The 22,462-nt window shown below is 69.2% G+C and carries 20 protein-coding genes; 13 read left to right on the top strand and 7 right to left on the bottom strand.

Annotated features, from left to right (window positions below):
• Window positions 1–3: 3 nt before the first annotated feature.
• Window positions 4–1,218, bottom strand: a complete 1,215-nt coding sequence (locus tag OHB24_RS18330; RefSeq protein ID WP_327640259.1) for a hypothetical protein — start codon at window positions 1,216–1,218, stop codon at window positions 4–6.
• Between the two features lie 130 nt (window positions 1,219–1,348).
• Here OHB24_RS18330 and OHB24_RS18325 point away from each other — a divergent pair, with 130 nt between their 5' ends.
• From OHB24_RS18325 to OHB24_RS18315, 3 genes are all read left to right on the top strand, one after another.
• Window positions 1,349–2,473 (top strand): glycosyltransferase family 4 protein, encoded by a 1,125-nt coding sequence (locus tag OHB24_RS18325; protein ID WP_327640258.1) that lies wholly within the window; start codon window positions 1,349–1,351, stop codon window positions 2,471–2,473.
• The gene (locus OHB24_RS18320; RefSeq protein ID WP_327640257.1) at window positions 2,470–3,666 is read left to right on the top strand and encodes a glycosyltransferase; all 1,197 of its coding nucleotides are present in this window, start codon (window positions 2,470–2,472) and stop codon (window positions 3,664–3,666) included. Before OHB24_RS18325 ends, OHB24_RS18320 begins: the two co-directional genes overlap by 4 nt.
• Before the next feature lie 137 nt (window positions 3,667–3,803).
• Window positions 3,804–6,794: a choice-of-anchor D domain-containing protein gene (locus tag OHB24_RS18315; protein ID WP_327640256.1), complete on the top strand. Its 2,991-nt coding sequence runs from the start codon at window positions 3,804–3,806 to the stop codon at window positions 6,792–6,794.
• Window positions 6,795–6,837: 43 nt separating this feature from the next.
• On the opposite strand, the gene OHB24_RS18310 is transcribed toward OHB24_RS18315, so the two are convergent.
• Entirely contained in the window at window positions 6,838–7,653 is an 816-nt protein-coding gene (locus tag OHB24_RS18310; RefSeq protein ID WP_327640255.1) for an MBL fold metallo-hydrolase, read from the bottom strand.
• A gap of 141 nt (window positions 7,654–7,794) precedes the next feature.
• Between OHB24_RS18310 and sdhC the strand changes: the two genes are divergently transcribed.
• The 5 genes from sdhC (at window position 7,795) to OHB24_RS18285 (ending at window position 12,322) form a co-directional block, all read left to right on the top strand.
• On the top strand, window positions 7,795–8,172 hold the full coding sequence (gene sdhC / locus OHB24_RS18305; RefSeq protein ID WP_131460319.1) for a succinate dehydrogenase, cytochrome b556 subunit: 378 nt from the start codon (window positions 7,795–7,797) through the stop codon (window positions 8,170–8,172).
• 1 nt (window position 8,173) lies between these two features.
• On the top strand, window positions 8,174–8,629 hold the full coding sequence (locus OHB24_RS18300; RefSeq protein ID WP_327640253.1) for a succinate dehydrogenase hydrophobic membrane anchor subunit: 456 nt from the start codon (window positions 8,174–8,176) through the stop codon (window positions 8,627–8,629).
• A gap of 7 nt (window positions 8,630–8,636) precedes the next feature.
• Complete coding sequence (gene sdhA, locus OHB24_RS18295) at window positions 8,637–10,379, top strand: succinate dehydrogenase flavoprotein subunit (RefSeq protein WP_327640252.1); 1,743 nt, start codon at window positions 8,637–8,639, stop codon at window positions 10,377–10,379.
• Window positions 10,379–11,083, top strand: coding sequence for a succinate dehydrogenase iron-sulfur subunit (locus OHB24_RS18290; RefSeq protein WP_327640251.1), 705 nt, complete (start codon window positions 10,379–10,381; stop codon window positions 11,081–11,083). The genes sdhA and OHB24_RS18290 overlap by 1 nt, the downstream gene beginning before the upstream one ends.
• A 72-nt stretch (window positions 11,084–11,155) precedes the next feature.
• Complete coding sequence (locus tag OHB24_RS18285) at window positions 11,156–12,322, top strand: WD40/YVTN/BNR-like repeat-containing protein (protein WP_327640250.1); 1,167 nt, start codon at window positions 11,156–11,158, stop codon at window positions 12,320–12,322.
• On the opposite strand, the gene OHB24_RS18280 is transcribed toward OHB24_RS18285, so the two are convergent.
• The gene (locus OHB24_RS18280; RefSeq protein ID WP_327640249.1) at window positions 12,319–13,461 is read right to left on the bottom strand and encodes a CdaR family transcriptional regulator; all 1,143 of its coding nucleotides are present in this window, start codon (window positions 13,459–13,461) and stop codon (window positions 12,319–12,321) included. The two genes, OHB24_RS18285 and OHB24_RS18280, sit on opposite strands and share 4 nt — an antisense overlap.
• A gap of 127 nt (window positions 13,462–13,588) precedes the next feature.
• Here OHB24_RS18280 and OHB24_RS18275 point away from each other — a divergent pair, with 127 nt between their 5' ends.
• Genes OHB24_RS18275 through OHB24_RS18260 form a run of 4 tightly spaced genes read left to right on the top strand, consistent with a single transcriptional unit; the run spans window position 13,589 to window position 17,254 of the window.
• Window positions 13,589–14,512, top strand: coding sequence for a substrate-binding periplasmic protein (locus OHB24_RS18275; RefSeq protein WP_327640248.1), 924 nt, complete (start codon window positions 13,589–13,591; stop codon window positions 14,510–14,512).
• 10 nt (window positions 14,513–14,522) lie between these two features.
• Window positions 14,523–15,239, top strand: coding sequence for an amino acid ABC transporter permease (locus OHB24_RS18270; RefSeq protein ID WP_327640247.1), 717 nt, complete (start codon window positions 14,523–14,525; stop codon window positions 15,237–15,239).
• Entirely contained in the window at window positions 15,236–16,003 is a 768-nt protein-coding gene (locus OHB24_RS18265) for an amino acid ABC transporter ATP-binding protein (RefSeq protein ID WP_327640246.1), read from the top strand. The genes OHB24_RS18270 and OHB24_RS18265 overlap by 4 nt, the downstream gene beginning before the upstream one ends.
• Window positions 16,004–16,006: 3 nt before the next feature.
• Window positions 16,007–17,254 (top strand): NAD(P)/FAD-dependent oxidoreductase, encoded by a 1,248-nt coding sequence (locus OHB24_RS18260; RefSeq protein WP_327640245.1) that lies wholly within the window; start codon window positions 16,007–16,009, stop codon window positions 17,252–17,254.
• On the opposite strand, the gene OHB24_RS18255 is transcribed toward OHB24_RS18260, so the two are convergent.
• Entirely contained in the window at window positions 17,229–17,642 is a 414-nt protein-coding gene (locus OHB24_RS18255) for a DUF2000 domain-containing protein (RefSeq protein WP_327640244.1), read from the bottom strand. The two genes, OHB24_RS18260 and OHB24_RS18255, sit on opposite strands and share 26 nt — an antisense overlap.
• Window positions 17,643–17,696: 54 nt before the next feature.
• A complete protein-coding gene (locus OHB24_RS18250; protein WP_327640243.1) occupies window positions 17,697–18,524 on the bottom strand; it encodes a M55 family metallopeptidase in 828 nt (275 codons plus the stop codon).
• A gap of 23 nt (window positions 18,525–18,547) precedes the next feature.
• Here OHB24_RS18250 and OHB24_RS18245 point away from each other — a divergent pair, with 23 nt between their 5' ends.
• Window positions 18,548–19,342: a helix-turn-helix transcriptional regulator gene (locus OHB24_RS18245; protein ID WP_327640242.1), complete on the top strand. Its 795-nt coding sequence runs from the start codon at window positions 18,548–18,550 to the stop codon at window positions 19,340–19,342.
• On the opposite strand, the gene OHB24_RS18240 is transcribed toward OHB24_RS18245, so the two are convergent.
• Together OHB24_RS18240 and OHB24_RS18235 are read right to left on the bottom strand one after the other, a co-directional pair.
• On the bottom strand, window positions 19,314–19,544 hold the full coding sequence (locus OHB24_RS18240; protein WP_327640241.1) for an SCO4848 family membrane protein: 231 nt from the start codon (window positions 19,542–19,544) through the stop codon (window positions 19,314–19,316). The genes OHB24_RS18245 and OHB24_RS18240 overlap by 29 nt on opposite strands.
• Window positions 19,545–22,307, bottom strand: a complete 2,763-nt coding sequence (locus OHB24_RS18235; protein ID WP_327640240.1) for a helix-turn-helix transcriptional regulator — start codon at window positions 22,305–22,307, stop codon at window positions 19,545–19,547.
• Window positions 22,308–22,462: the final 155 nt, after the last annotated feature.

The following is a 22,462-nucleotide window of genomic DNA, read 5'->3' as shown; positions in this document are numbered from 1 at the left end:
TTCCTACCAGCGGAAAGTGAGTGTTTCCGCCGGCAACCGCTCACGCACGTCGCACACCAGATCGGTCAGTGTGTCGGCCAGTTCCTGGTCGGCGAGGCGGCCGTGGGTCATCACGCACAGTTGGGCGCGGTAGTTGTCGCCCTTGCAGACGAGCATGATGCGGAGCGCTCGGGGGTCGTTGGCCAGGAAGTTGGTGAACTGCGGGGTCAGCAGCAGCTTGGCGAAGCCGGGCTGCGGCGTGCCGGTGACGAACAGGTCGTCGTACGACGGGTCGCCGGTCAGGTACTCGTCGTCGAAGTTGGGTTTCACGCCGGGCGGCACCAGCGCTTTCGAGGCCGACACGCAGACCGGCCACGTCCAGGGCACGTCGATCTTGACCACGATCGCCCAGTTCTTCTGCTGCCACATCTCCGAGACGTGCTCGTACCGCTCGATCTGATGCCCGCGGTACTCGAGTTTCTGGAGGAACGAGATCGCCCCGGTCGGCGGCTCGCCGATCAGTTCGGGCGGCATCGTGGAGATCGGCCCGTCGCCAGGCGATCCCGCGTCGAGCGCAAACGCAGGGACGAGTTCCAGAAGGCGTCCCGCGAAGTCGGCCAGCTCGCGGAGGACCTTGGCATCGGTCACGTTCCCGTCCCGCCAGACGACCAGCGTCGACCCCTCGATCCGGAAGGGCGGCGCCGCCGGATCGTCCAGGAGCAGTTCCATCACCCGCGGGTTCACCACGTCGTGTGTGAACTTCAGTTCCGTGCCCTCCACCCGGAACGCCTCGTTGAACCGACCGCTCTCGAAGTCGATGCCTCCGCCGAGCGCGGACCGGCGTACGGACACAGCGGGTAACGCGGTCGGCAGCTCGACCACCGCTGCCGCGCACACTCCGCTGCGCAGGCCGCTCGCGCCGGTCTCCTTGCCCTGCGGCAGGTCCGGTGTGTGATACCAGCTGAACTGCATGAGCAACGCCGGCCGGCCAGCGATCGTGTTGCCGGACAGCAGGTCCTGGACGTCGTGGCTGGTCCCCTCGTCGAACGGCACGCCGTGGAAGCGATCCAGGAGGCTGTCGGTCCCGTTCGTGTACCGCCAGCCGTTGCGCGTCCCCCACCAGCTGATCGAGGCCTTGCTCTGGTTCCGCTCGACCGCCCGTCCGGCCCACCACCAGACCAGAGACCCCAGCACGACGAGTACAGCCGCCACCGCGACGACGATCCCCAGAGTTCGCATGCGACTAACCAAGCACAGCCCGGTGGCAACCTGAAGGACACTTCAAGGCCCCGCACCTGTCGACAGGGCATCGACGCCGTGTCACGAGAGTGTCGCCCAGGGTTCATGGTCGGTGAGGAACCTTCGAGATGTGCGAATCGTGATGGTGGCCGAGACCTTCCTGCCGCAGATCAATGGCGTGGCGAACACGGCTCGCCACGTCGCCGACCGGCTGCGTGCCCGCGGGCACGAGCTGCTCATCATCGCCCCCGGTCCGGGGCCTGACAGCTACGGTGACGTCCCGGTGCTCCGGGCCCGGAGCTTCCGTACGCCGGGCTACAAGGAGTACCCGGTCGGCCTGCCGGATCCGTCGATCGAGCGGGCGATGGCCGACTTCCGGCCCGACCTGGTGCATCTCGCCTCACCGTTCATCATCGGCGCGTACGGGCTGCGTGCGGCCCGCAAGCTCGGCGTACCGACGGTCGCGATCTTCCAGACCGACATCGCCGGCTTCGCCCGCCAGTACCCCTGGTACGCCGCCGCGGACCGCGGGATCTGGCGCTGGGTGAGCCGCACGCACTCCCGCGCCGACCGCACCCTCGCGCCCTCGACCTCGGCCGTCGACGCGCTGGTGCAACGCGGCGTACCGCGGGTGTACCGGTGGGGCCGCGGCGTGAACCTCGACCTGTTCGACCCGTCGAACCGGGACGAGCACTGGCGCCGGGAGATCTCCCCGGACGGCAAGCCGATCGTCGGGTACGTCGGCCGGCTGGCCGCGGAGAAGAAGGTCCGGCGGCTCGCGGAACTGACCGATCTGGACTGCCGGATCGTGATCGTCGGCGACGGGCCGGACCGCGCGTCCCTCGAACACGCGTTGCCGACGGCAACCTTCCTCGGGATGCGCCGGGGCGCCGACCTGGCGTCGATCTTCGCCGGGCTGGACGTGTTCGTGCACACCGGTGAGCACGAGACGTTCTGCCAGACGATCCAGGAGGCGCAGGCGTCCGGCGTCGCGACCGTCGGCCCGGCCGCGGGCGGCCCGCTCGACCTGATCCACCCGGGCGAGAACGGCCTGTTGTTCGAACCCGGCCAACCCGGATCGCTCCGGGATGCGGTGAAGACCCTGCTGGAACACCCGGCGGCCCGCGGGCGGATGGCCGCGAGCGGCCTGCAGCGTGTGCAGTCCCGCACCTGGCCGGCCGTCGTCGACGACCTCGTCGACCGCCACTACGCCGAAGTACTCCAAGAAGCCGCAGCCGTACGGCGGGTGGCATGACAGGACTGCGCATTGCTCAGCTGGCCAACTTCGTCGGGCCGACGTCCGGTGGGATGCGGACCGCGATCGACCACATCGGCCAGGGGTACGTCGAGGCCGGCGCCGAGCGGATCGTGATCACGCCGGGCGCGAAGGACTCCGTGGTCGAGACCGAGCTCGGCACGATCGTCCGTGTGAAGGCGCCGAAGGTGAGCGGCGGCTACCGGCTCATCACGACGCCGTGGACCGTGATCGACGTACTGAAGCGATTCCGGCCCACCACGGTCGAGATCTCCGACAAGTCGACGCTGCTCCCGGTCGCGCGATGGGCCCGCAAGAACGACATCGGCACCGTGCTGTTCAGCCACGAGCGGCTGGACGCGATGCTGGCGCTCGGCGCGGCCCGACCCGGTCAGCTCGGCGGCAACGACGTACTGCGGCCCGGCCGGATGCTCGGCGAGCGACCGGTGAAGTGGGGCGCTGACGTGAAGTACAGCCAGCTCGGCATGGTCGCCACCGTCGCCGCGCTGTACAAGATCCTCGGCCGCACGTACGACGCCGTAGTGGTCACCTCGCGCTACGCGGCAGCCGAGTTCGACGAGGTGACGACGCCCCTCGTCCGGATCCCGCTCGGGGTCGACCTCGACACGTTCCACCCGTCGCTGGGTGCACCGGCGGACGACGGCGTACTCAAGCTCGTGCACGCCGGCCGCCTGTCCCGCGAGAAGAGCCCGCATCTCGCGGTCGCCACCGCCGCCGAACTGCACCGCCGCGGCGTGAACGTGCGGATGGACGTCTACGGCACCGGGCCGCACCTCGACGAGCTGATCGAGATCGCCGGGGATGCGCCTGTCACGTTCCACGGGTACGTCGACGGCCGCCGTACCCTCGCCAAACACCTCGCCGAGGCAGACATCGCCCTGTCCGTCTGCCCCGGCGAAACCTTCGGCCTGGCCGTCCTGGAAGCCCTCGCCGCCGGCACCCCGGTGGTCACTGCGAACACCGGCGGCGCCCGCGAACTGGTCGACGAAACCTGCGGCCGCTGGGCCCCCGCCAACCCCGCAGCCCTCGCCGACGCCACCCTCGCCCTGGCGAACCTCCCCCACCGCCGCCCCGCCGCCCGCCACCGAGCCGAGCTCTACAACTGGAACACCTGCATCCAACACATGCTCGCCCTCCACACCCGCCTCACTCAGTCCCGCCTCGCTGCGTGAGCGCATCGCAACAGCCTGCTGATCCGGATTGCACGAAGTGGCAAGAGGGTTGCGGTCACGACCGGTAAGCCTGTAGTTCTTTCCCTTTCGCCGGTGTCGCTCGGGGTGCGCCGGAGTCCCCTTGCCCTGGAGATTCGATGCGCCGCGCCCTCAAACCCGCCCTGGCCGCTGCCCTGGCAGCAGTCACCCTCCCCTTCCTCGCCCACACCGCCTTCGGCGACGAAACCGCCCTCACCACCCCGACCGCCCAGGTGTTCCCCACCCGCACGGGCATCGGCGTCACCTGGAACCCCGTCGACGCGTCCAGCTACCGCGTCGAGCGTAAGGAGGGCAGCGCCGACTGGGGCAATGTCAGCGGACCGCTGAGCGCCGACAGCATCAGCTGGGTCGACGACAACATCGCCCCCGGAACCACGGCCTCGTACCGGGTCGTCGCGACCGAGGACGCGGAGGCCGCGACCAGCGCCCCGGTCACGGCCACCCGCAACACCACGCCACCAGCCGTCGGCGACATCGACCGGTTCGCTCTCGACGTGGACCCCGGCGGTACCTGGCTGCACGACGAGAGCAGCGACGCGGTCACAGTGTCCGCGCCGTCCAGCGGGTCTCGCACGCTGTCCGCGGGCACGATGAAGCTGCGGCTTCCGGCATTCATCACCGGCCCGGGCAACTACACGCTGCAGCCGTCGGAGCTCGAGTTCAGGCAGGGCGACCACAGCTGCACCGCAAGCGGGTACCTATCGGTCACCGCCGTCGCCTACACCGCCGTGCTCGAGCTCGACACACTCACCGCGAGTCTGCGGATGTACGACTGCGACAACAGTCCGGTCGTCCGCGCGATCGACCTGCGCTACCACAGCACCTTCGGATACCAGGCGTTGTCCGTCACCCCGGAGCAGTACGACTACGGCAAGGTCGAGTACGGCGTGGCCGCGGACGCCTCGTTCGTCGTCAAGAACACGGGAACCGACCCTGTCCGAATCGACGGGGTCACCCTGACCCACGTGAGCTTTCCCTTCCGGTTCAACCCGGACGCGCCGCACGACTGCCGGCAGACGTTGCAGCCTGCGGCGACCTGCACCGTGAGCGTGCAGTACCTGCCCACGTCGATCGGCCCGGAATCCGACACCCTGACCGTCACGGACTCCACCTCCTTGGAACGGCACAGAGTCGCCTTGACCGGCTACGGCATCGCCGTGGCCGAGGCCCAGAACGTGGCGGTGCGATCGACGTACAACGGTCATACGGTGAACTGGCGGTCGCAGCAGACCGCAGGCGGTACGGCGGTTCGCGGGTACAACCTGCACAAGTACCTGAACGGCGCGGAGACCGTGCAGTGGTTCCCCGTGAAGGAGTCGACAGAGGACTTCGTCTTCGTCGAGCCCAGCACCGAGCCCGGGACCGAGTACGGCGTCTCGCTGGTGAACGAAGTCGGCGAGGGACCGGTCAGCCCGCGCCTGCCCGTCCCCCGGGCGATCGAGCAGGTGGTGGTCACCCAGGGCGAGCCGGACAGCCGGGACCTGGCCGCCGCGGACCAGTTCGGCCACGTCGTGCCGTTCCCGCCGGATCCGAACTCTGTCAAGGCGAAGCAAGCCGTCACCACCTCTCCGGACGGGCAGTCGCTCGCATATGTGAGCGGCACCACGGAGCGCACTCTGTGGACGCAGACGGTGACGCAAGGCGACATCGGCGTACCGGTCAAGCTGTGGACTTCCACGGTGCCGGTCACCCACCTGGCGTGGTCGCCGGACGGCACCCGCATCGCGTTCCAGGCCCCCGAGAACGGCGCCCCGTGCGTGTTTCTGATCGCGGCCACCGGCGGTACGCCGGTGAAGGTCGCCTGCCAGGTGTCCAGCCCGAGCTGGACGACGGACGCCCGCACGTTGGTGGTGTCGGACCACCGCAGCACGCCGAGCAGGCTCGCGACGATCGCGGCAGCGCCCGGCGGCGCCCGGGTCACCACACTGGCGGAAACGGCCGAGGTGGCGGACGGCCGGCCGGTTCGCGCCTCGGCCGACGGCCGGTACGTCGCCTTCGGGGACGGCCCCACGGTGCGACTGGCCGGGACGACGGAGCGCAGGAGCCCGTCGCTCGACTCGGAGGTACGTGCCATCGGCTGGGCAGGCGCCGAACGGATCGTGGCGTTGACCGCCAGCGGCCGTGTCTACCAGCTCGGGGTGAACGGCGGCGCTCCGTACATGCTCAACGAGCTGGCCAGGGAGCCGAACACGCTGCGGGGTGACGTCACCTGGCAGCACCCGGGGGTGACGATCAAACCCACGGCGGCGTTGATGGGACCGAACATCTCCGTTCCGTTCGACACCTCGGCCTTCCCGGCCGGCACCACCTTCACGTGCGAGGTGAAGGGATCGTACGTGCCGGCCAAGCCCTGCACCTCGCCGTTCACGGGGACCGAACTGCGATCCGGGAACTACCAGGTCGTCATCGGCGGGGCGTACCGGGACATCACCGTCGACGCGGACGGACCGGTCGCGCGGATGACGGGCCCGAACTACCAGTCCTCAGTGGCTGCGACGGCGACTCTGGCGGTGTCGGCGACGGATCCCAACGGTGTCGCCTCGTACGACGTGCAGTACCGGCGGGCGACGTCCGCGGGGGACTACGGCGCGTTCGTGCAGCCGTGGACGAACACGACCGCCACGTCCATGAGCCTCGCGGTCGCAGCCGGGTACGAGTACTGCGTTTCGGTGCGGGCGAAGGACAAGCTGGGGAACATCGGCCAGTGGAGTGCCGAGCGGTGCTTCTCGCGGCCGCTCGATGATCGGTCGTTGTCGTTGGCCTCGGCCGGGTGGACACGGGCGACCGGATCGACGTTCTACTTCGGGACGACGACGCAGACCACGACGTACGGCAAATCTCTGACCCGAACTGTGCAGGGGAAGCGGTTCTTCCTGGTGGCGACGCGGTGCCCGACGTGTGGGTCGGTCGCGGTGTATGCGGGGAACAGATACCTGACCACGGTGAACCTCGCCTACCCGACGACCCACAAGCAGGTACTGCTCGGCCTTCCGGTCCAGAGCACGCTCTTCAACGGCACGCTCAAGTTCGTCAGCGCGTCCACCGGCAAACTCGTCCAGATCGACGGGCTCGCGGTCGGACGGACCTGATCGCTGCTGCCGGACGCCCCGCAGCGGGGCGTCCGGCGGTGCATCAGGTCAGGTGGTCGTAGTCGCCTCGGGTCCAGGCTGCGTGGCGGTCGGCGGAGCGGCGTACGACGGACTTGGCGTCGACCGGGATGACCGAGCCGAAGTTGTTGTAGAGGCGGTCGTAGTCGAAGGGGTCGAGGGAGCGGGCCACGCGGTCCACGACGGCACCGGAGAGCGGGATGCGGTTGGGGTAGCTGCGCATGAAGCTGACCGAGATGCGGTCGGGGTTGGCGAAGATGGTGTCGCCGGACAGGATCACTCCCTTGCCCTCGGCACCGTTCGCCCAGTGCACGACCGCGCTGCCGGGGAAGTGACCGCCGGGTTGGATGATGGTCACTCCGGGTAGCGGCGTGAGCTGCCCCGACCAGGTCTGGATCACCGCGTCCGGACGCGCGACCCACTCCTTGTCGGCCTCCGAGACATACACCGGTACGTCGCCCAGGCGGTGGCTCCACTCGACCTGGACGCCGTACATGTGCGGGTGGCTGGCGATGATCCCGGCCACGTCGCCGAGCTCCCGGATCCGGCGTACGGCGTCGTCGTCCAGGTACCCGATCGGGTCCCAGAGCAGGTTGCCCTCGGACGTTGTCACCAGCATCGACTGCTGGCCGATCCCCACCGGCGGCTTCGAGCGGACGCCGTACAGGCCGGGCTCGACCTCGTCGACGGTGACCTCGGTGCCGGCCGCGGCCAGCTCCTCGAGCGTGGTCCAGTGCTGCCCGTCGGCGGGCACCCACTGCCGCTCGTCGGCGCAGATCGCACACACCTCGACCTGCTCCGCGTGCTCCACCGCACAGGTCGCACAGATCCAGAAACTCATGGTCGTTCTCCCCTCCGTCGGGCACCGACGCGACCGATCTCACACGGATCGCGATCGATGTCACATCTGTCAGGACATTTCACCTCACGCAGCGGGTCTAGCATCAAGACGATTCTGGTGAACTCGTTCGAGGAGGATCTGGTGCCCAGCAAACCAGCCGGCACGCTCTACCGCGGCCGGGAGGGCATGTGGTCATGGGTCGCGCACCGGATCACCGGTGTCGGGATCTTCTTCTTCCTGCTGGTGCACGTGCTGGACACCGCGCTGGTGCGGGTCTCCCCGGAGGCCTACAACGAGGTCATCGGCACCTACAAGAACCCGATCGTCGGCCTGCTCGAGGTCGGTCTGGTGGCCGCGATCCTGTTCCACGCGTTCAACGGCGTCCGGCTGATCCTGGTGGACTTCTGGGCCAAGGGCCCGCGCTACCAGCGGCAGCTGATGATCGGCGTCGGCGTCGTCTGGGTGGTGCTGTTCGTGCCGTTCGTCATCCGGCATCTGACCCACGTGTTCGGAGGCTGAGATGAGCGACATTGCCGCGCCGCGGTCCAGCTCCCGCGCCCGCAAGCTGAAGGGCGGCGGCCGGAACCGTTCCGGCCAGACCAACTTCGAGCTGTACAGCTGGCTGTTCATGCGGCTGTCCGGGCTCGCCCTCGTCGTCCTGGTGCTCGGGCACCTGTTCGTGAACCTGATGCTCGGCGGCGGGATCACCGCGCTGGACTTCGGCTTCGTGGCCGGCAAGTGGGCCAACCCGCTGTGGCAGGTCTGGGACCTGCTGATGCTGTGGCTGGCGATGCTGCACGGCACCAACGGGCTGCGCACGATCATCAACGACTACGCCGAGAAGGACCAGACCCGGTTCTGGCTCAAGGCCTTGCTGATCACAGCGGCCGTCGTCATCGTCGTACTCGGCACCTTGGTCATCTTCACCTTCGACCCCTGCCTCGACCCCAACTCCACGTTGACGGTCTGTCAGTAAGGAAGTTATGCAGCAGCATCAGTACGACGTCATCATCGTCGGCGCGGGCGGGGCCGGAATGCGGGCCGCCCTCGAGTCGAGCAAGCAGACCCGTACCGCCGTACTCACCAAGCTCTACCCGACCCGTTCGCACACCGGCGCCGCCCAGGGCGGTATGTGCGCCGCGCTGGCGAACGTCGAGGAGGACAACTGGGAGTGGCACACCTTCGACACGGTCAAGGGCGGCGACTTCCTGGTCGACCAGGACGCGGCCGAGGTGATGTGCCGCGAGGCCGTCGACGCGGTCCTCGACCTGGAGAAGATGGGATTACCCTTCAACCGGACCGCCGAGGGCAAGATCGACCAGCGGTTCTTCGGCGGGCACACCCGCAACCACGGTGAGGCCGTCGTCCGCCGGTCCTGCTTCGCGGCCGACCGTACCGGTCACATGATCCTGCAGACGCTGTACCAGCAGTGCATCAAGCAGAACGTCGAGTTCTTCAACGAGTACTACGTCCTCGACCTGCTGATGACCGACGGCAAGGCGAGCGGCGTGGTCGCGTACGAGCTGGCCACCGGCGAGTTGCACGTGTTCTCCGCCAAGTCGGTGATCTTCGCGTCCGGCGGTTTCGGCAAGGTCTTCCGTACGACGTCGAACGCGCACACCCTGACCGGCGACGGGATGGGCATCGTGTGGCGCAAGGGCCTGCCGCTGGAGGACATGGAGTTCTTCCAGTTCCACCCGACCGGCCTGGCGGGTCTCGGCGTACTGCTGTCGGAGGCGGCCCGTGGTGAGGGCGGCATCCTGCGGAACGCGGACAACGAACGCTTCATGGAGCGGTACGCCCCGACCGTGAAGGACCTCGCGCCGCGCGACATGGTGGCCCGGGCGATGGCGAACGAAGTACGCGAAGGTCGTGGCTGCGGGCCCGACAAGGCGTACGTGATGCTCGACCTGACCCACCTGGAGCCCGCGCACATCGACGCGAAGCTGCCCGACATCACCGAGTTCGCCCGGACCTACCTGGGTGTGGAGCCGTACACCGAGCAGATTCCGGTGTTCCCGACCGCGCACTACGCGATGGGCGGCATCCCGACCAACATCAAGGGCGAGGCGCTGGCCAACAACGACGACGTGATCCCGGGCCTGTACGCCGCCGGCGAGGTCGCCTGTGTCTCGGTGCACGGTGCGAACCGGCTGGGTACCAACTCGCTGCTCGACATCAACGTGTTCGGCCGCCGGGCCGGGATCGCCGCCGCGGAGTACGCCGCGACGGCCCAGTTCGAGGAGCTGCCGGCCGATCCGGAGGCGTACGTCGTCGAGCTCGTCGAGGGCCTGCGCACCTCGACCGGCGAGGAGCGGATCGCCGCGATCCGGTCCGACCTGCAGGCGACGATGGACCTGAACGCACAGGTGTACCGCACCGAGGGCTCGCTGAAGCAGGCGCTCATCGACATCGAGGCGCTGAAGCTCCGCTTCGCGAACGTCGCTGTCCAGGACAAGGGCAAGCGTTTCAACACCGATCTGCTGGAGGCCGTCGAGCTCGGGTTCCTGCTCGATCTGGCCGAGGTGCTGGTGGTGTCCGCGCTGGAGCGCAAGGAGTCCCGCGGCGGTCACTTCCGCGAGGACTACGACAAGCGTGACGACGTCAACTTCATGCGGCACACGATGGCGTACCGCGAGGTCGATGCCGACGGCAACGAGACGATCCGGCTCGACTACAAGCCGGTCGTGCAGACCCGCTACAAGCCGATGGAGCGCAAGTACTGATGGACGTCAAGGTCAAGATCCTCCGGTACAACCCCGAGGTCCTCGACGAGGCCGAGTGGAAGACGTACTCCGTCACACTCCAGCCGACCGACCGGGTCCTGGACGCGCTGCACAAGGTCAAGTGGGAGCAGGACGGCACGCTGACGTTCCGGCGGTCCTGCGCCCACGGCGTCTGCGGCTCGGACGCGATGCGGATCAACGGCCGGAACCGGCTGGCCTGCAAGACCCTGATCAAGGACCTGAACCCGGAGAAGGAGATCACCGTCGAGCCCATCAAGGGCCTGCCGGTGCTCAAGGACCTGGTCGTCGACATGGAGCCGTTCTTCGACGCGTACCGCTCGGTGATGCCGTTCCTGGTCACCAGCGGTCACGAGCCGACCCGGGAGCGGATCCAGTCCCAGGCCGACCGGGACCGGTTCGACGACACCACGAAGTGCATCCTGTGCGCCGCGTGTACGACGTCCTGCCCGGTGTTCTGGTCCGACGGGCAGTACTTCGGCCCGCAGGCGATCGTCGGCGCGCACCGGTTCATCTTCGACAGCCGCGACGAGGGCACCGAGCAGCGGCTGGAGATCCTGAACGACAAGGAAGGCGTCTGGCGCTGCCGGACCACCTTCAACTGCACCGACGCCTGCCCACGCGGCATCGAGGTCACCAAGGCGATCCAGGAAGTGAAGCGCGCACTCATCTTCCGCCGAGTGTGAGCGTGCGCCCTTCTTCGCATAAGATTCCACCGCCGACCTGACCCCCTCGAGGGGACACTTGTGCCTTGGGGGGTGACTGTGGAGCCGCGCCTGCGCGAGTTGTCCGACCGCTACTACCGTCGCCTGGTGGAGCTGTTGGAGCGCTGTGGCCTACCCCGCAGCATGCCGCCGTTCCTCGTCCTCGGGGTGCTCGCGGCCGCGACGTCCATCGCGCTCGCGGTGGTGCACCTGGCCTCGCACCGGTCGCAGACCGATACGCCGATCGCCATCGAGCCGGCCGCCGCGGGGCGGTCCGGCAGCGCGGTGGTGAACTCCGAGCGGGCCCAGGTGCAGTCGATCACGATGGTCACCCGGAATCGCTGGGCGGCCGGCTGGTCCGACTGCACCACCGGCCCGAACTGCAAGTTCGCCGCGGTGATCGACCGCGACGGCTCCCGCGCCACGGCCCCCGAGTGGCCGGTCCCGTACGCGACCCTGCAGGCCGGCAAGGAGGCGATCGCGGTCGCCCCGCCGCTCGAGGGCACGCTGACCGGTGACCCGACGATGATGTTCCGGCTGACGTACGACGGCCCGGTGCTCACCAGGCTCCAGTACCGGTTGCCGACCTCGACGTTCCAGAAGAACGAGATCCTCACCGACCGGATCGTGCCGGGCTCGATCGTCGTGGTGAACCCGGAGGAGTCGACGGTCCGGTTGCTCAGGACCCGCGGCACCCGTTCCCCGGTCTGCGACGAGTCCGGTCGCTGCTGGATCCTGACCGGGATCGGCCGGACGGACGTCGTCTGGACCGACGACGGCGGCCGCAGCTGGGGCTCGCGGTCGCTCGACCCCCACAACCAGCTCGGCCGGCTCGCGGTCAGCCCGGACGGCCGGACGCTGCTGTCGACCTCGGTCACCGTCGGCGCCGCCGGTCAGACCGTCTCGAAGATGGAGATCTCCACCGACCGCGGCGCGAACTGGACGACGGTCGAGAGCCCGCCGAAGAGCCTGGCCGTCGCGCCGCTCGCCTTCGACGACGGCACCGCGCTGATCCTCGGCGGCCGCCCCGGCGACCGCCCGCGCCTGTACCGGGTCCGCGACGGCGCCGCCAAACTGGACCGCGGCTACCCCGGCGACCTCGCCGGCCTGTCCGGGAACACACAACTCATGTACGGCTTCGAGGTCCCGAAACGCCGCACGACCGAGGTCGTCCTCAGCACCGACCAAGGCGCCACCTGGACCAAGTTCGCCCCTCGCTAGTCCAGCTGCGAGGCCAAACAGGCCAGGTAGAGCGTGAGAGTCGCGCGGTGGTCGCGCCAGGGCTGACCGGTGAGGCGCTCGACCTTCTCCAGGCGGTAGATGAGCGTATTGCGGTGGATGTGCAGCGCATCCGCCGTACGGACGAGGTTGAAGCCGGACTCGCACCAGGCGATCAGGGTGTCACGCAGCTCGGGCCAGTCGGAGTGCGTCGCGAGGTCGCCCGCGACCAGGCTCAGCAGCCGAGCCCGCGCCCGGTACCCGACCGCCGCCAGCACCTGATGACTCCGCAGACCATCGATCAGGTACGCCGACGTGCCAGGCACGCACTCCTTGCCCAGCCGCAGTGCGTCCCCCGCGTCCGCATACGCCTCCCGTAACCCGACGATCCCCGCCGCGACACCACCAACCCCAGCCCGAGCAACAAACCCCTGCTCACGGGCAACAGCCTGCACCGCCAGGTCCCCAAGCTCCTGCCTCGCGGTGCCCCGCCTCAGCGCAGGAACGACAGCGACGCGGCCGGCTGTCATCGCCGCCACCAGGTCGCGGGGACCGAACGCCTGGCGAAGAATGCGAAGCAGTTCCGGCCGGACGCCCACTGCCTCCGTCTGGCCCGCCGGGACGGGCTCGTCCACCTCGACGATGACGACCGTGCGCGGCACGGTGAGGTCGAATCCGAGCTCCTTGGCCCGCGCGACCAAGAACGCCGGATCCACCACGTCCGCGTCGAAGGACCCGATGTCCCGCACCAACTCTTCGAGTGCGCGTTCCCGCAGCAGTCGCGACCGCAGTTCGACGGACTCCTGCAGCAGGATCTCCGTCTGCCGCCGTACGACGAGCCCGAAGCGCCGTACCTGCCGTGGTGACCCGGTGATCCCGACCGTCCCGACCGCCTCGCCGTCGATCACGATCGGCAGCGTCATCCCCGGCTTCACCCCGCGCAGCCGGGACGCCTCCACGGCCGTGTGCCAGGCGGCCTCCTGCGACGCGATCACCGCCACCGACGCCTCGTGGAACGACCCGACCCGCGCCGGATCCCCGCTGCCGATGACGATCCCGCGGTCGTCGGTGATCAGCACGTTGTAGCCGATCACCTCGGAGGTGTCCCGGGCGATCTGCTGGGCCAACGGACCGGAGAGCATCTTGGACGAAGCGTACGACGGAACGCCCGAAACCTGAACGAATCATGGACAACTCGTCCAATGACGCCGCCGGACCGCCTCCCTAGCCTGGAAGAAACCGGGGTGAGGCCACGGAAAGGCAGCCGTCATGTCGAGAACTCTCATTGCACGGATCGCTCCGCTGCTCGCCGCCGTCGCGCTCGTGACCGGCTCGCTGACCGCATGCGGCGGATCGAAGGAACCGGTCTCGGACGCGGCCGCCGCGCTCGGCACGCTGGAACCTGGCGTGCTCAAGGTCGCGGTCCAGCCGTACGCGCCGTACACCTCGCTGGTCGGCGACAAGTTGGCCGGCCTGGACGCCGACATCCTGAACGCGGTCGCCGGGAAGCTCGGGCTGAAGGTGAAACCGGAGCTGACCGACTTCGCGGGCATGCTCGCCAGCGTCCAGTCTCGCCGCGTCGACATCACCATCGGCGGCGTCGCCTGGACCGCGGAACGCCAGAAGGCAGGCCTGTTCACGGACCCGCCGTACTACTCCCCGCCCGCGATGGCCGTCCGGTCCGGTGAGCACTACCAGACCGTGCAGGACCTGCAGGGCAAGGACCTCGGCACCGTCGAGGGCTATGTCTGGGTCAAGTCGATCCAGTCGGTGCCGGGCGCGAAGCTGCATGCGTACCCGGACGGCAACGGTGTGTTCGACGACCTCGGCGCGGGCCGGATCAACGTCGGGTTCCTCGATCCGCTGCTCGTCCTCGCCGCGCAGAAGGAGCGCCCGGAGCTCAAGGTCGAGACGCAGTACCTGACGGCCCCGTCGGCCGCGGACGTGAAGGCACACCCGCCGTACCAGTACTTCCAGCAGTACATGACCGCGTTCTACCTGCCGAAGCAGGCGACCGCGCTGGAGAAGGCGATCTCCGAGCAGATCCGCGCGATGTACGCCAGCGGCGAGCTGACCGAGCTGATCAAGAAGTACGGCGGTGATCCCGCCCAGTTCCTGAAGCCCGCGCCGGAGATCGCCAAGACCCGGCAGGGCGTCGACCGTCCGGCCGACTGGCAGCCCCCGTCGATCTGAGGAGGACCTGATGTTCGAAGTCCCTTGGGGAGATTACGCACCCGCCCTGCTGGACGGTCTGGAACGCACCGTCCTCTACACCATCGCGAGCTTCGCCGGCGCCGCCGTCCTCGGGCTCGCCCTGGCTCTGCTCCGGGTCAGCCGGCACCGCGCGCTGCGGATCCCGGCCGCGATCTACACCGAGGTGTTCAAGAACATCCCGCTGCTCGCGATCATCTTCGTCACGTACTTCGGGCTCGCCTCGGTCGGCCTGAAACTGGACGTGTTCAGCGCGGGCGCCGTGAGCCTGATCGTGTTCTATGCGGCGTACCTTTCGGAAATTTTCCGCGCCGCGATTTCCGGCGTGCACGGCGGTCAGCAGGAGGCGTCCGAGGCACTCGGCCTCGGAAAGATCAGCACGTTCGTGTACGTCGTGTTTCCGCAGGCGTTGCGGTCCGCGCTGCCGGGGACGAACACGATGCTGGTCGACCTGCTGAAGTCCACGTCGCTGCTCGTGACGATCTCGGCGGCGGAGCTGATGTCCGAGGGCCGGCTGATCACCTCGGCGACGTTCCGCGCGCTGGAGGTGTACCTGGTGATCGCGGCGATCTACTTCGCGCTCTGCTACCCGCTCTCGCAGGGCCTGTTGTGGCTGGAGCGCAAGATCCGCGCGGGCGTCCCGCTGACCCCGAAGCGCCGTCGCCGGCTGAAGGCTGCGCGCGCGATCCTGGAAGGAGACTCGGCATGAGCGTCACCGCGCTGAGCGACGTCGTCGTACGGATCGAGAACCTGCAGAAGTCGTTCGACGGCCGGCTGGTCCTCGACGGGGTCAGCCTGACCGTGCGGCACCGGAAGATCGTCGCGATCATCGGGCAGAGCGGCGGCGGCAAGACCACGCTGCTGCGGTGCCTCAACCTGCTCGAGCAACCGGACCACGGACTCCTGGAGGTGGCCGGCGAGGCGATCTTCAGCGGGTCGTCCGTGCAGTGCCGTGACCTGGCGAAGCTGCGGCAGTCGGTGGGGATGGTGTTCCAGAAGTTCAACCTGTTCCCGCATCTCACCGCGGTCGAGAACGTGATGCTCGCCCAGCTGCGCGCCGGTGTGCCGGAGAAGGACGCGCTGGAGAAGGCGGTGCAGTTGCTGCGCCGCGTCGGACTGGGACACCGCGCGCTCGCGTACCCGGAGCAGATGTCCGGGGGCGAGCAGCAGCGGGTCGCGATCGCGCGGGCGCTGGCGTTGAAGCCGTCGGTGCTGCTGTTCGACGAGCCGACGTCGTCGCTCGACCCGGAGTCGACGGCCGAGGTACTGCGGGTGATGCGCGAGCTCGCGGAGGACGGGATGACGATGGTGCTGGTCACGCACGAGCTGCCGTTCGCGCGGGACGTGGCGGACTGGGTGGTGTTCGTCGACGGTGGCCGGATCGTCGAGCAGGGCGCGCCCGCCGACGTACTCGGGAAGCCACAGGAGCTGCGTACGCGGACGTTCCTCGCCTCCTACGCGGCAGGGCAGTAAGGGATGCGCGTCCTCGTGATCGGCGGCGGGGTGATCGGCCTGTGGTCGGCCGTGGGGCTGGCCGAGGCGGGCGCCGACGTCACCGTGCTGGATGCGGGCCCGCAGGCAGGGTTCGCGTCACCGGCCGCGGCCGGTTGGGTCGTTCCGGCGTTGTCGGCGCCGTTGTCGGGTCCCGGCGTACTGCTGCACTCTGCTCGTCAGGCTCTGCATCGGGAGGCGCCGTTCAGCGTGGCGCCGCGGCTGACGTCGACGTTGTTGCGGTGGATCGTCGGGTTCGTGCGGAGCGGTTCGGCCCAGCGGTACGCCGCCGGACTACGCGCCGTACTCGATCTGGGGGCAGGGTGCGTCGACGACTTCGCGCGGCTGCAGGACCGGGCTGACCTGGAGCTTCGGCACACGGGGTTGTTGATGGCTGCCGTCACGCAGGCCGGGTTGGACGAGGTGGCGCACCTGGCCGAGGCGACGACGGCGGCCGGTTACAAGGGCGGCTACGACATCCTCGACGGGGCAGCCGCCCGCTCTCGCGAACCTGCGTTGGGTCCCGCGGTGTCCGGGGCGGTGCACGCGGTCGACGAGGTGCAAGTGCGACCGGAGCAGGTACTGCGTGCTTTGCAGGAGCAGCTCGTCGCCGCCGGAGGACGGCTGGTCAACGCGACGGTCAGCCGTTTGCGGCCGGGCTGGGATGTGGAGACGAGCGTGGGACGCTTCAGTGCAGACCGTCTGCTGCTGGCCGCGGGCGCCTGGACGACCGAGTTGCTGGCGGTGCTCGGCGTACGGATTCCGTTGCTGGCGGCAACCGGCTACAGCATCACCACGCGCGGCACCGGGCTCGCGCCGCGGGTCGCGGTCAAGCTGGTCGAACCGAGCATCGCGGTGACGCCGTTCGCCGACGGCGTCCGGGTCGCGGCGCGCCTCGATCTCGGTCGATCAGGCGGCCCGATCACCGAACGCCGGCTCGCCACGATCCTCGACCGCACCACGCCGTACTTCGCGGACTGGCGGCCCGGGTCGTCGACGGCAACCTTCGCCGGGATGCGGCCCGCGACACCGGACAGCCTGCCGCTGATCGGGGCCGTCCCCGGCCGGAGCGGGCTGTACGTCGCCACCGGCCACGGCATGCTCGGCCTGACGCTCGCGCCGGGCACCGCGCGGCACGTCGTACCGCTCGTGCTGGACGACGTACGGTCGCCGGAACTGCGGCCGTTCGCGCTCGAACGGTACCTGCTCAGTGGTGCTTGGCGGCGCCCTTGAGGGTCTTGTCGACGGCGTTCCTCGGCCCGTAGAAGGCGATGCCGACCAAGTCGAGTTCGGTGGTACGGACGGCCTTCACAGCGGCGCGGTTGTCGTGGTCATTGCCGGTGGCAAAGAGGTCCTGGGTGAACACCGAGTGCTCGATGTCCCGGCTCAGCGCGCGTTCGTGGGCCGTGGTCATGAACTCCTTGGACCCCTCGAACACCATCACCGGCTGCCGGAACATCGGCAGGTACCGAACGTCGTCCGCATCCTCGTACGGCTCCCCGACGACCTCAGGATGCGTCCCGGCGATCCCACTGACCAGGAACGCAGTCACGTTCAACCGCTGCCAAACAGCCAGATCGTCCCGCAACAACACAGCAATCTTCGTATCGAACTTTTCCACAACCCCAATGCTCACGCCCAGGACCACCCCTGGTCTTGTACGTTCTTAACCGCCTCAGCAGTACGGCGGGTTCGAGGTGACTGCTGTGCAGACGCGGAGGAACAGGTTGAACATCCGGTAGAGCTGGAGCATGTCGCCGTCGACGGTGACGGTGCGGTCGTCGCGGCGGGTGACGCCGGGGATCGCGGTGAGGTGGGACGCGACCGAGGCTGACTGCCAGCGGACGGCCAGGTTTCGCGGGCCGGTTGGTGTGTCCGGCTTGGAGAGGCTGCGCAGCGCCTCCGCGGTCGTCGCCTCGATCGACTCGCGGGCCTCTGCGACCGGGACGAGCTGAGCGGCGAAGCGGTCCTTGGCGAACTTGACCGGTACGGTCGCGACCGCGGGATCCCAGGCCTTCATCTCGTCGCAGGCGGTGTCGTCCCCGGTCAGGACCGCGAGCGGTACGCCGTACGCCGCGGAGGCCGCGTGGAACAGGCCGATCTCGCCGGTGACCTGCTCGTCCAGCCAGATGTCCTCGATCTCGTGGCCCATGAAGCTGTGGCTCAGCACGCCGAGCACGCCGGCGCGGGCGTGGTACCCGATGCAGAGCACGGCGTCGTACTCCGGGGTCAGGCCTTCCATCATGCCCATCGGTTTCGGTCGGCCCTTGATCAGGCCGGCGCGCGGGTCGAGGAGGTCGGGCAGCAGGTTGCGCATCGGGCCGTGGGCGTCGTTCACCAGGACGTCGGTCGCGCCGGCGGCGTACGCACCGCGGATGGCGGCGTTCACGTCCTCGGTCATCAGTACCCGGCCGCGCTCGTAGTCCCGCCCTCGCGGCTGCACATCCTCCGCATCGACGACCCCGGTGACGCCTTCCATGTCCGCACTCACGTAGACCTTCACAGGCAGCAGCGTATGTTCTGAGTATGAGCAGCGGCGCCACGGTCCGGGCGTGGCGGCCTCGGGTGGCCGGGGTCGTCGAGGTGCTGCATGCGCACTTTCCGTCGCATGCGTACCCGAGCCACACGCACGACGCGTGGACGGTGCTGATCGTCGACGAGGGCGCGGTCCGGTACGACCTGGACCGCCATGAGCACGGTCTCGCGCAGGCGCAGGTCTCGCTCCTCCCGCCGCATGTCCCCCACGACGGCCGCTCGGTGCTGCCTCAGGGCTTCCGCAAGCGGGTGCTGTACCTCGAACCCGACCGGCTGGGCGGAACGAACCTGATCGGCGCGGCCGTCGACCATCCCGAGTACGTCGACCCGCTGCTACGGCACCGGATCCACCAGCTGCACGGCGTACTGGAAGACGGTGTGGAGGACCTGGAGGCGCAGAGCCGGCTGACGCTGATCGAGGAGCGTCTCGGGCAGCATCTGCGGCGCCAGGTGGTCGATCCGCCGGACCGGTCGGACGCGGGCGTGGCCGCGCAGTTGCGCGATCTGCTGGACGCGCATGTGCCGGACGGGATCACGCTGGAGGACGCGTCGAAGCTGGTGCATGCGCATCCGGCGCATCTGGTGCGGGCGTTCAGCCGGGAGTACGGGATGCCGCCGCACCGGTACCTGACCGGGCGGCGGGTCGATCTCGCCCGGCGATACCTCCTCGACGGGCATCCGGCCGCGCAGGTGGCGACGCTGGCCGGGTTCTACGACCAGTCGCACCTCAACCGGCACTTCCGGAAACTGCTCGGGGTCACACCTTCGAGTTTTGTGCGGTCTTAGCCGCCTTGTACGCGCGGACGCCCCAGGTGCCGAGCAGCGCCGCGATCAGCAGATTCACGATGATCAGGACGGTGTGCGCGACGTAGTACCCGGTCGGGCGGTCCTCAGTGTCCACGAGCGCCTTGATAAAGCGCAGGTAGGTGATGACGTTCCACGCGGCAATGGCCAGCAGGACGAGTGCATGCTTCCGTTCGAGCTTCACTCAGCCATTCTGACCTGGGCGGTCGACCATGCGGAGCAGCTGGGTGCGGTTGGCGACTCCGAAGCGGCGGTACAGGCGGGTCAGCTGCGACTCCACGGCCTTCACCGACAGGTACAACGCCGCGGCGATCTCGCGGTTCGTGGAGCCGTCGCGGACCATCGAGACGATCTGCTGCTCGTTGTCGGTCAGCTCCGACGGCTGCCGGCTTCGACTCGGTACGTCGAGGCGCGCGAGCTCCATCTCCGCGACCTCACGCCAGGCGGGCGCGCCGTACGCCTCGAACTGCTCGATCGCGTCCAGGAACGCGGTCCGGGCGACCGACCGGCGACGGGCCTGCCGGGCGATCCGGCCGCGGGCCAGCTCGCAGCGCGCGAGATCGAGCGGGTAGATCCGGTCCCCCGCCGTACCGACCGTCTTCTCCAGCAGCTCCAGGGCGGCGGCCGGATCGCCCTGCTTGGCGACCAGCAGCGCCTCGGCGCGATCCAGGCCGAGCTTCACCACGCGGCGGTCCAGGTTCTCGGCGCGGGTGCGGATCTCGGCGATCAGGGCGGCCGCGTCGTCCAGCCTGCCGGCCGCGACCAGGGCCTCGGCGTAGTCCGCGTGCCACGGGATCACGGCCGGGTCGTACGGCATCGCGGCCTCACCCGACCCCGCGATCGCGTCGAACGCCTCGACGGCCCGCTGCGGATCGCCGGTCAGTACGCCGATCAGCCCCAGGCTGACCAGCGCCGGGCCCGTCCATTCGTCGTTCCCGACCAGGTGGACAGCGTCCAGCGCGGCCTCGGCGAGCTGCCGGCCCATGGCCGCCGAACCGCCCACCCACTCCGCGCGGCTGGCGACGATCATGCCGACCTCGGCCTCGTCGCCGATGTCCTGCATCAGCTGGTAGCACTCGTGCCCTGCGGCCAGCGCGTCGGCGCCGCGGCCGCTGCGCTCGTAGATCGCCGTCGCGGAGATCAGTACGGACGCCAGCCAGCGCATCGCGCCGTGGTCCCGGACCTCGTCGGCCAGCGCGGTGATCGCGGTGATCGCCTCTGCGGTCCGGCCGCGGAACAGCTCGCGCATCGCGGCCATCTGGCGGGCGTTCACCACAGTCCTGGTGAGCGGCAGACCCTTGGCCAGCTCGGCAGCCTGCGCCAGTACGGCGTCCGAGGTCTCCTCGGCGTCGCGGGCCATCAGCACCGAACTCGCCGCACTCAGGGCGTCGACGACCGCCTCGGTATCGCCGGCCTCACGCGCCAGCGCCTCGGCGATGCGCGCATCCTCCTGCGCGTCGTCCAGACTGCGATCGAAGTAGTGGCTGTGGCTGCGCTCGATCCGCACCCGCGCCTCGAACCGTTTGTTGCCCTCGGCAGCCGCGAAGGCCTCCGCGAGCAGCTCGACCCGGCGATCCCGCTCCGGCCAGACCGCGTCGGCGCACAGCAACAGCGCGGGCACCCTGGTCTCGGGCGTCGTCGCTGACTGTACGGCGAGTCGCGCCATGTCGGCCGACTCCGCCAGGTGACCCGCGGCCGCAGCATCGTCGGCGGCCCTCGTGAGGCGGCGGGCGCGTTCGTCCGGCTGGGTGCTCGGTGTCCGGTCCGCGCTCAGCCGCCACAGGTTCGCGGCGGCGCCCGGGGCTCCACGGCCGGCGGCGACCGTGGCGGCCTCCTCGATCGTCGCGGCGAGCTCCGGATCGGCCTCCTGGGTAGCGAGGGCCCGGTGGGTCGCGTTCTCGACCGGTTCGTCGACCACAGCGGCGAGTTTGGCGTGGGCCTGACGACGGGCGGCCGACGTGGCTTCGGCGTACACGAACTCCCTCAGCAAGGGGTGCGTGAAACGGAGCCGTTCGGCGGAGACGTCGATCAGGCCGAGGGTCTCCGCCTCGGCGAGGTCGGCGTCGATCGGTCGTTCGAGCGAGTGGGCGAGCTGCGTGGTGGTCGGGCGCGGCGACGACGCGGCGTGCAGGAGCAGTTCGTGGGTGTCGGTGGACAGGTCGCCGAGACGCTCCCCGAGCAGGGTCTTGAGGCGGCTGGAGACCGGGAGCGGGTCGTTGGGCGAGACGCTCTTCGGATGCCGCAGTACGGCGCGACCGAGCTCGAGGGCCATGAACGGGTTGCCGGCGCTCGCGGTGAAGATGCGGCGCGCCGTCCGGACCGGGAGCGGGCTGGACAGACGCTGCCGGAGCAGACCGAGTACGTCGGGCTCCGTGAGCGGCGGGACCTCGAGCTGCAGGACGGGCTCGGGGCAGGCGTCGGCCATCACCGGCAGGTCGCCGTCGGCCACCTGCTCGGTGGCGAGCAGGTGCACGCCCTCGGAGAGCCGCCGGGCACAGAACGTGAGCACCTCGAGGCTGGACGGATCCACCCATTGGATGTCGTCGACAACGATCAGCACCGGGCCGGTCGTGGCGAGGCGGCGGAGGACGTGCAGTACGGCGAGGCGCACAGCCAGCTCGTCACGCACCGTGTCCGGAGCGCTCGCCTTCAGCAGCGCGACCTCGAGGGGCTGCCGGAGGTGGTCCGGCAGCACCTGCCAGGCGAATTCGAGCTGGTTCGAGAGCAGATCGAGGAGCGTGACGTACGGCAGGCCGGCCTCGGAGTTGGACGGGGCGGCGCTGAGGATCCGGCAGCCCTTCCGGCCACGCTCCGCGACGAGCGTCCGGCCGAGGGCCGACTTGCCGATGCCGGTCGGGCCGTAGAGCAGCACGCTGCCGCTGGTCTCGAGCTGCTTGGTAGCACGCTCGACCAGTCCGGCACGCCCGACCAGCTCGTCGTCAGTCATCCAACTCCTCGAAGGATTACCCTCGCCGATTATCACAGTCATTGACCGTTCGACACGGCGAGTGTCACATGAGGAAATTTGCTGGCCACCATCCTGTCACCCACTACTGCCCAGTTCCGAGCAGTCGCGACGGCACGATCGTGCCGGGGCACCGG

The organism is Kribbella sp. NBC_00482 (assembly GCF_036013725.1).
In the GTDB taxonomy this organism is placed as follows: Bacteria; Actinomycetota; Actinomycetes; order Propionibacteriales; family Kribbellaceae; genus Kribbella.
The sequence above is the reverse complement of the archived record's forward strand: the minus strand, read 5'-3'. Positions and strand labels throughout refer to the sequence as shown.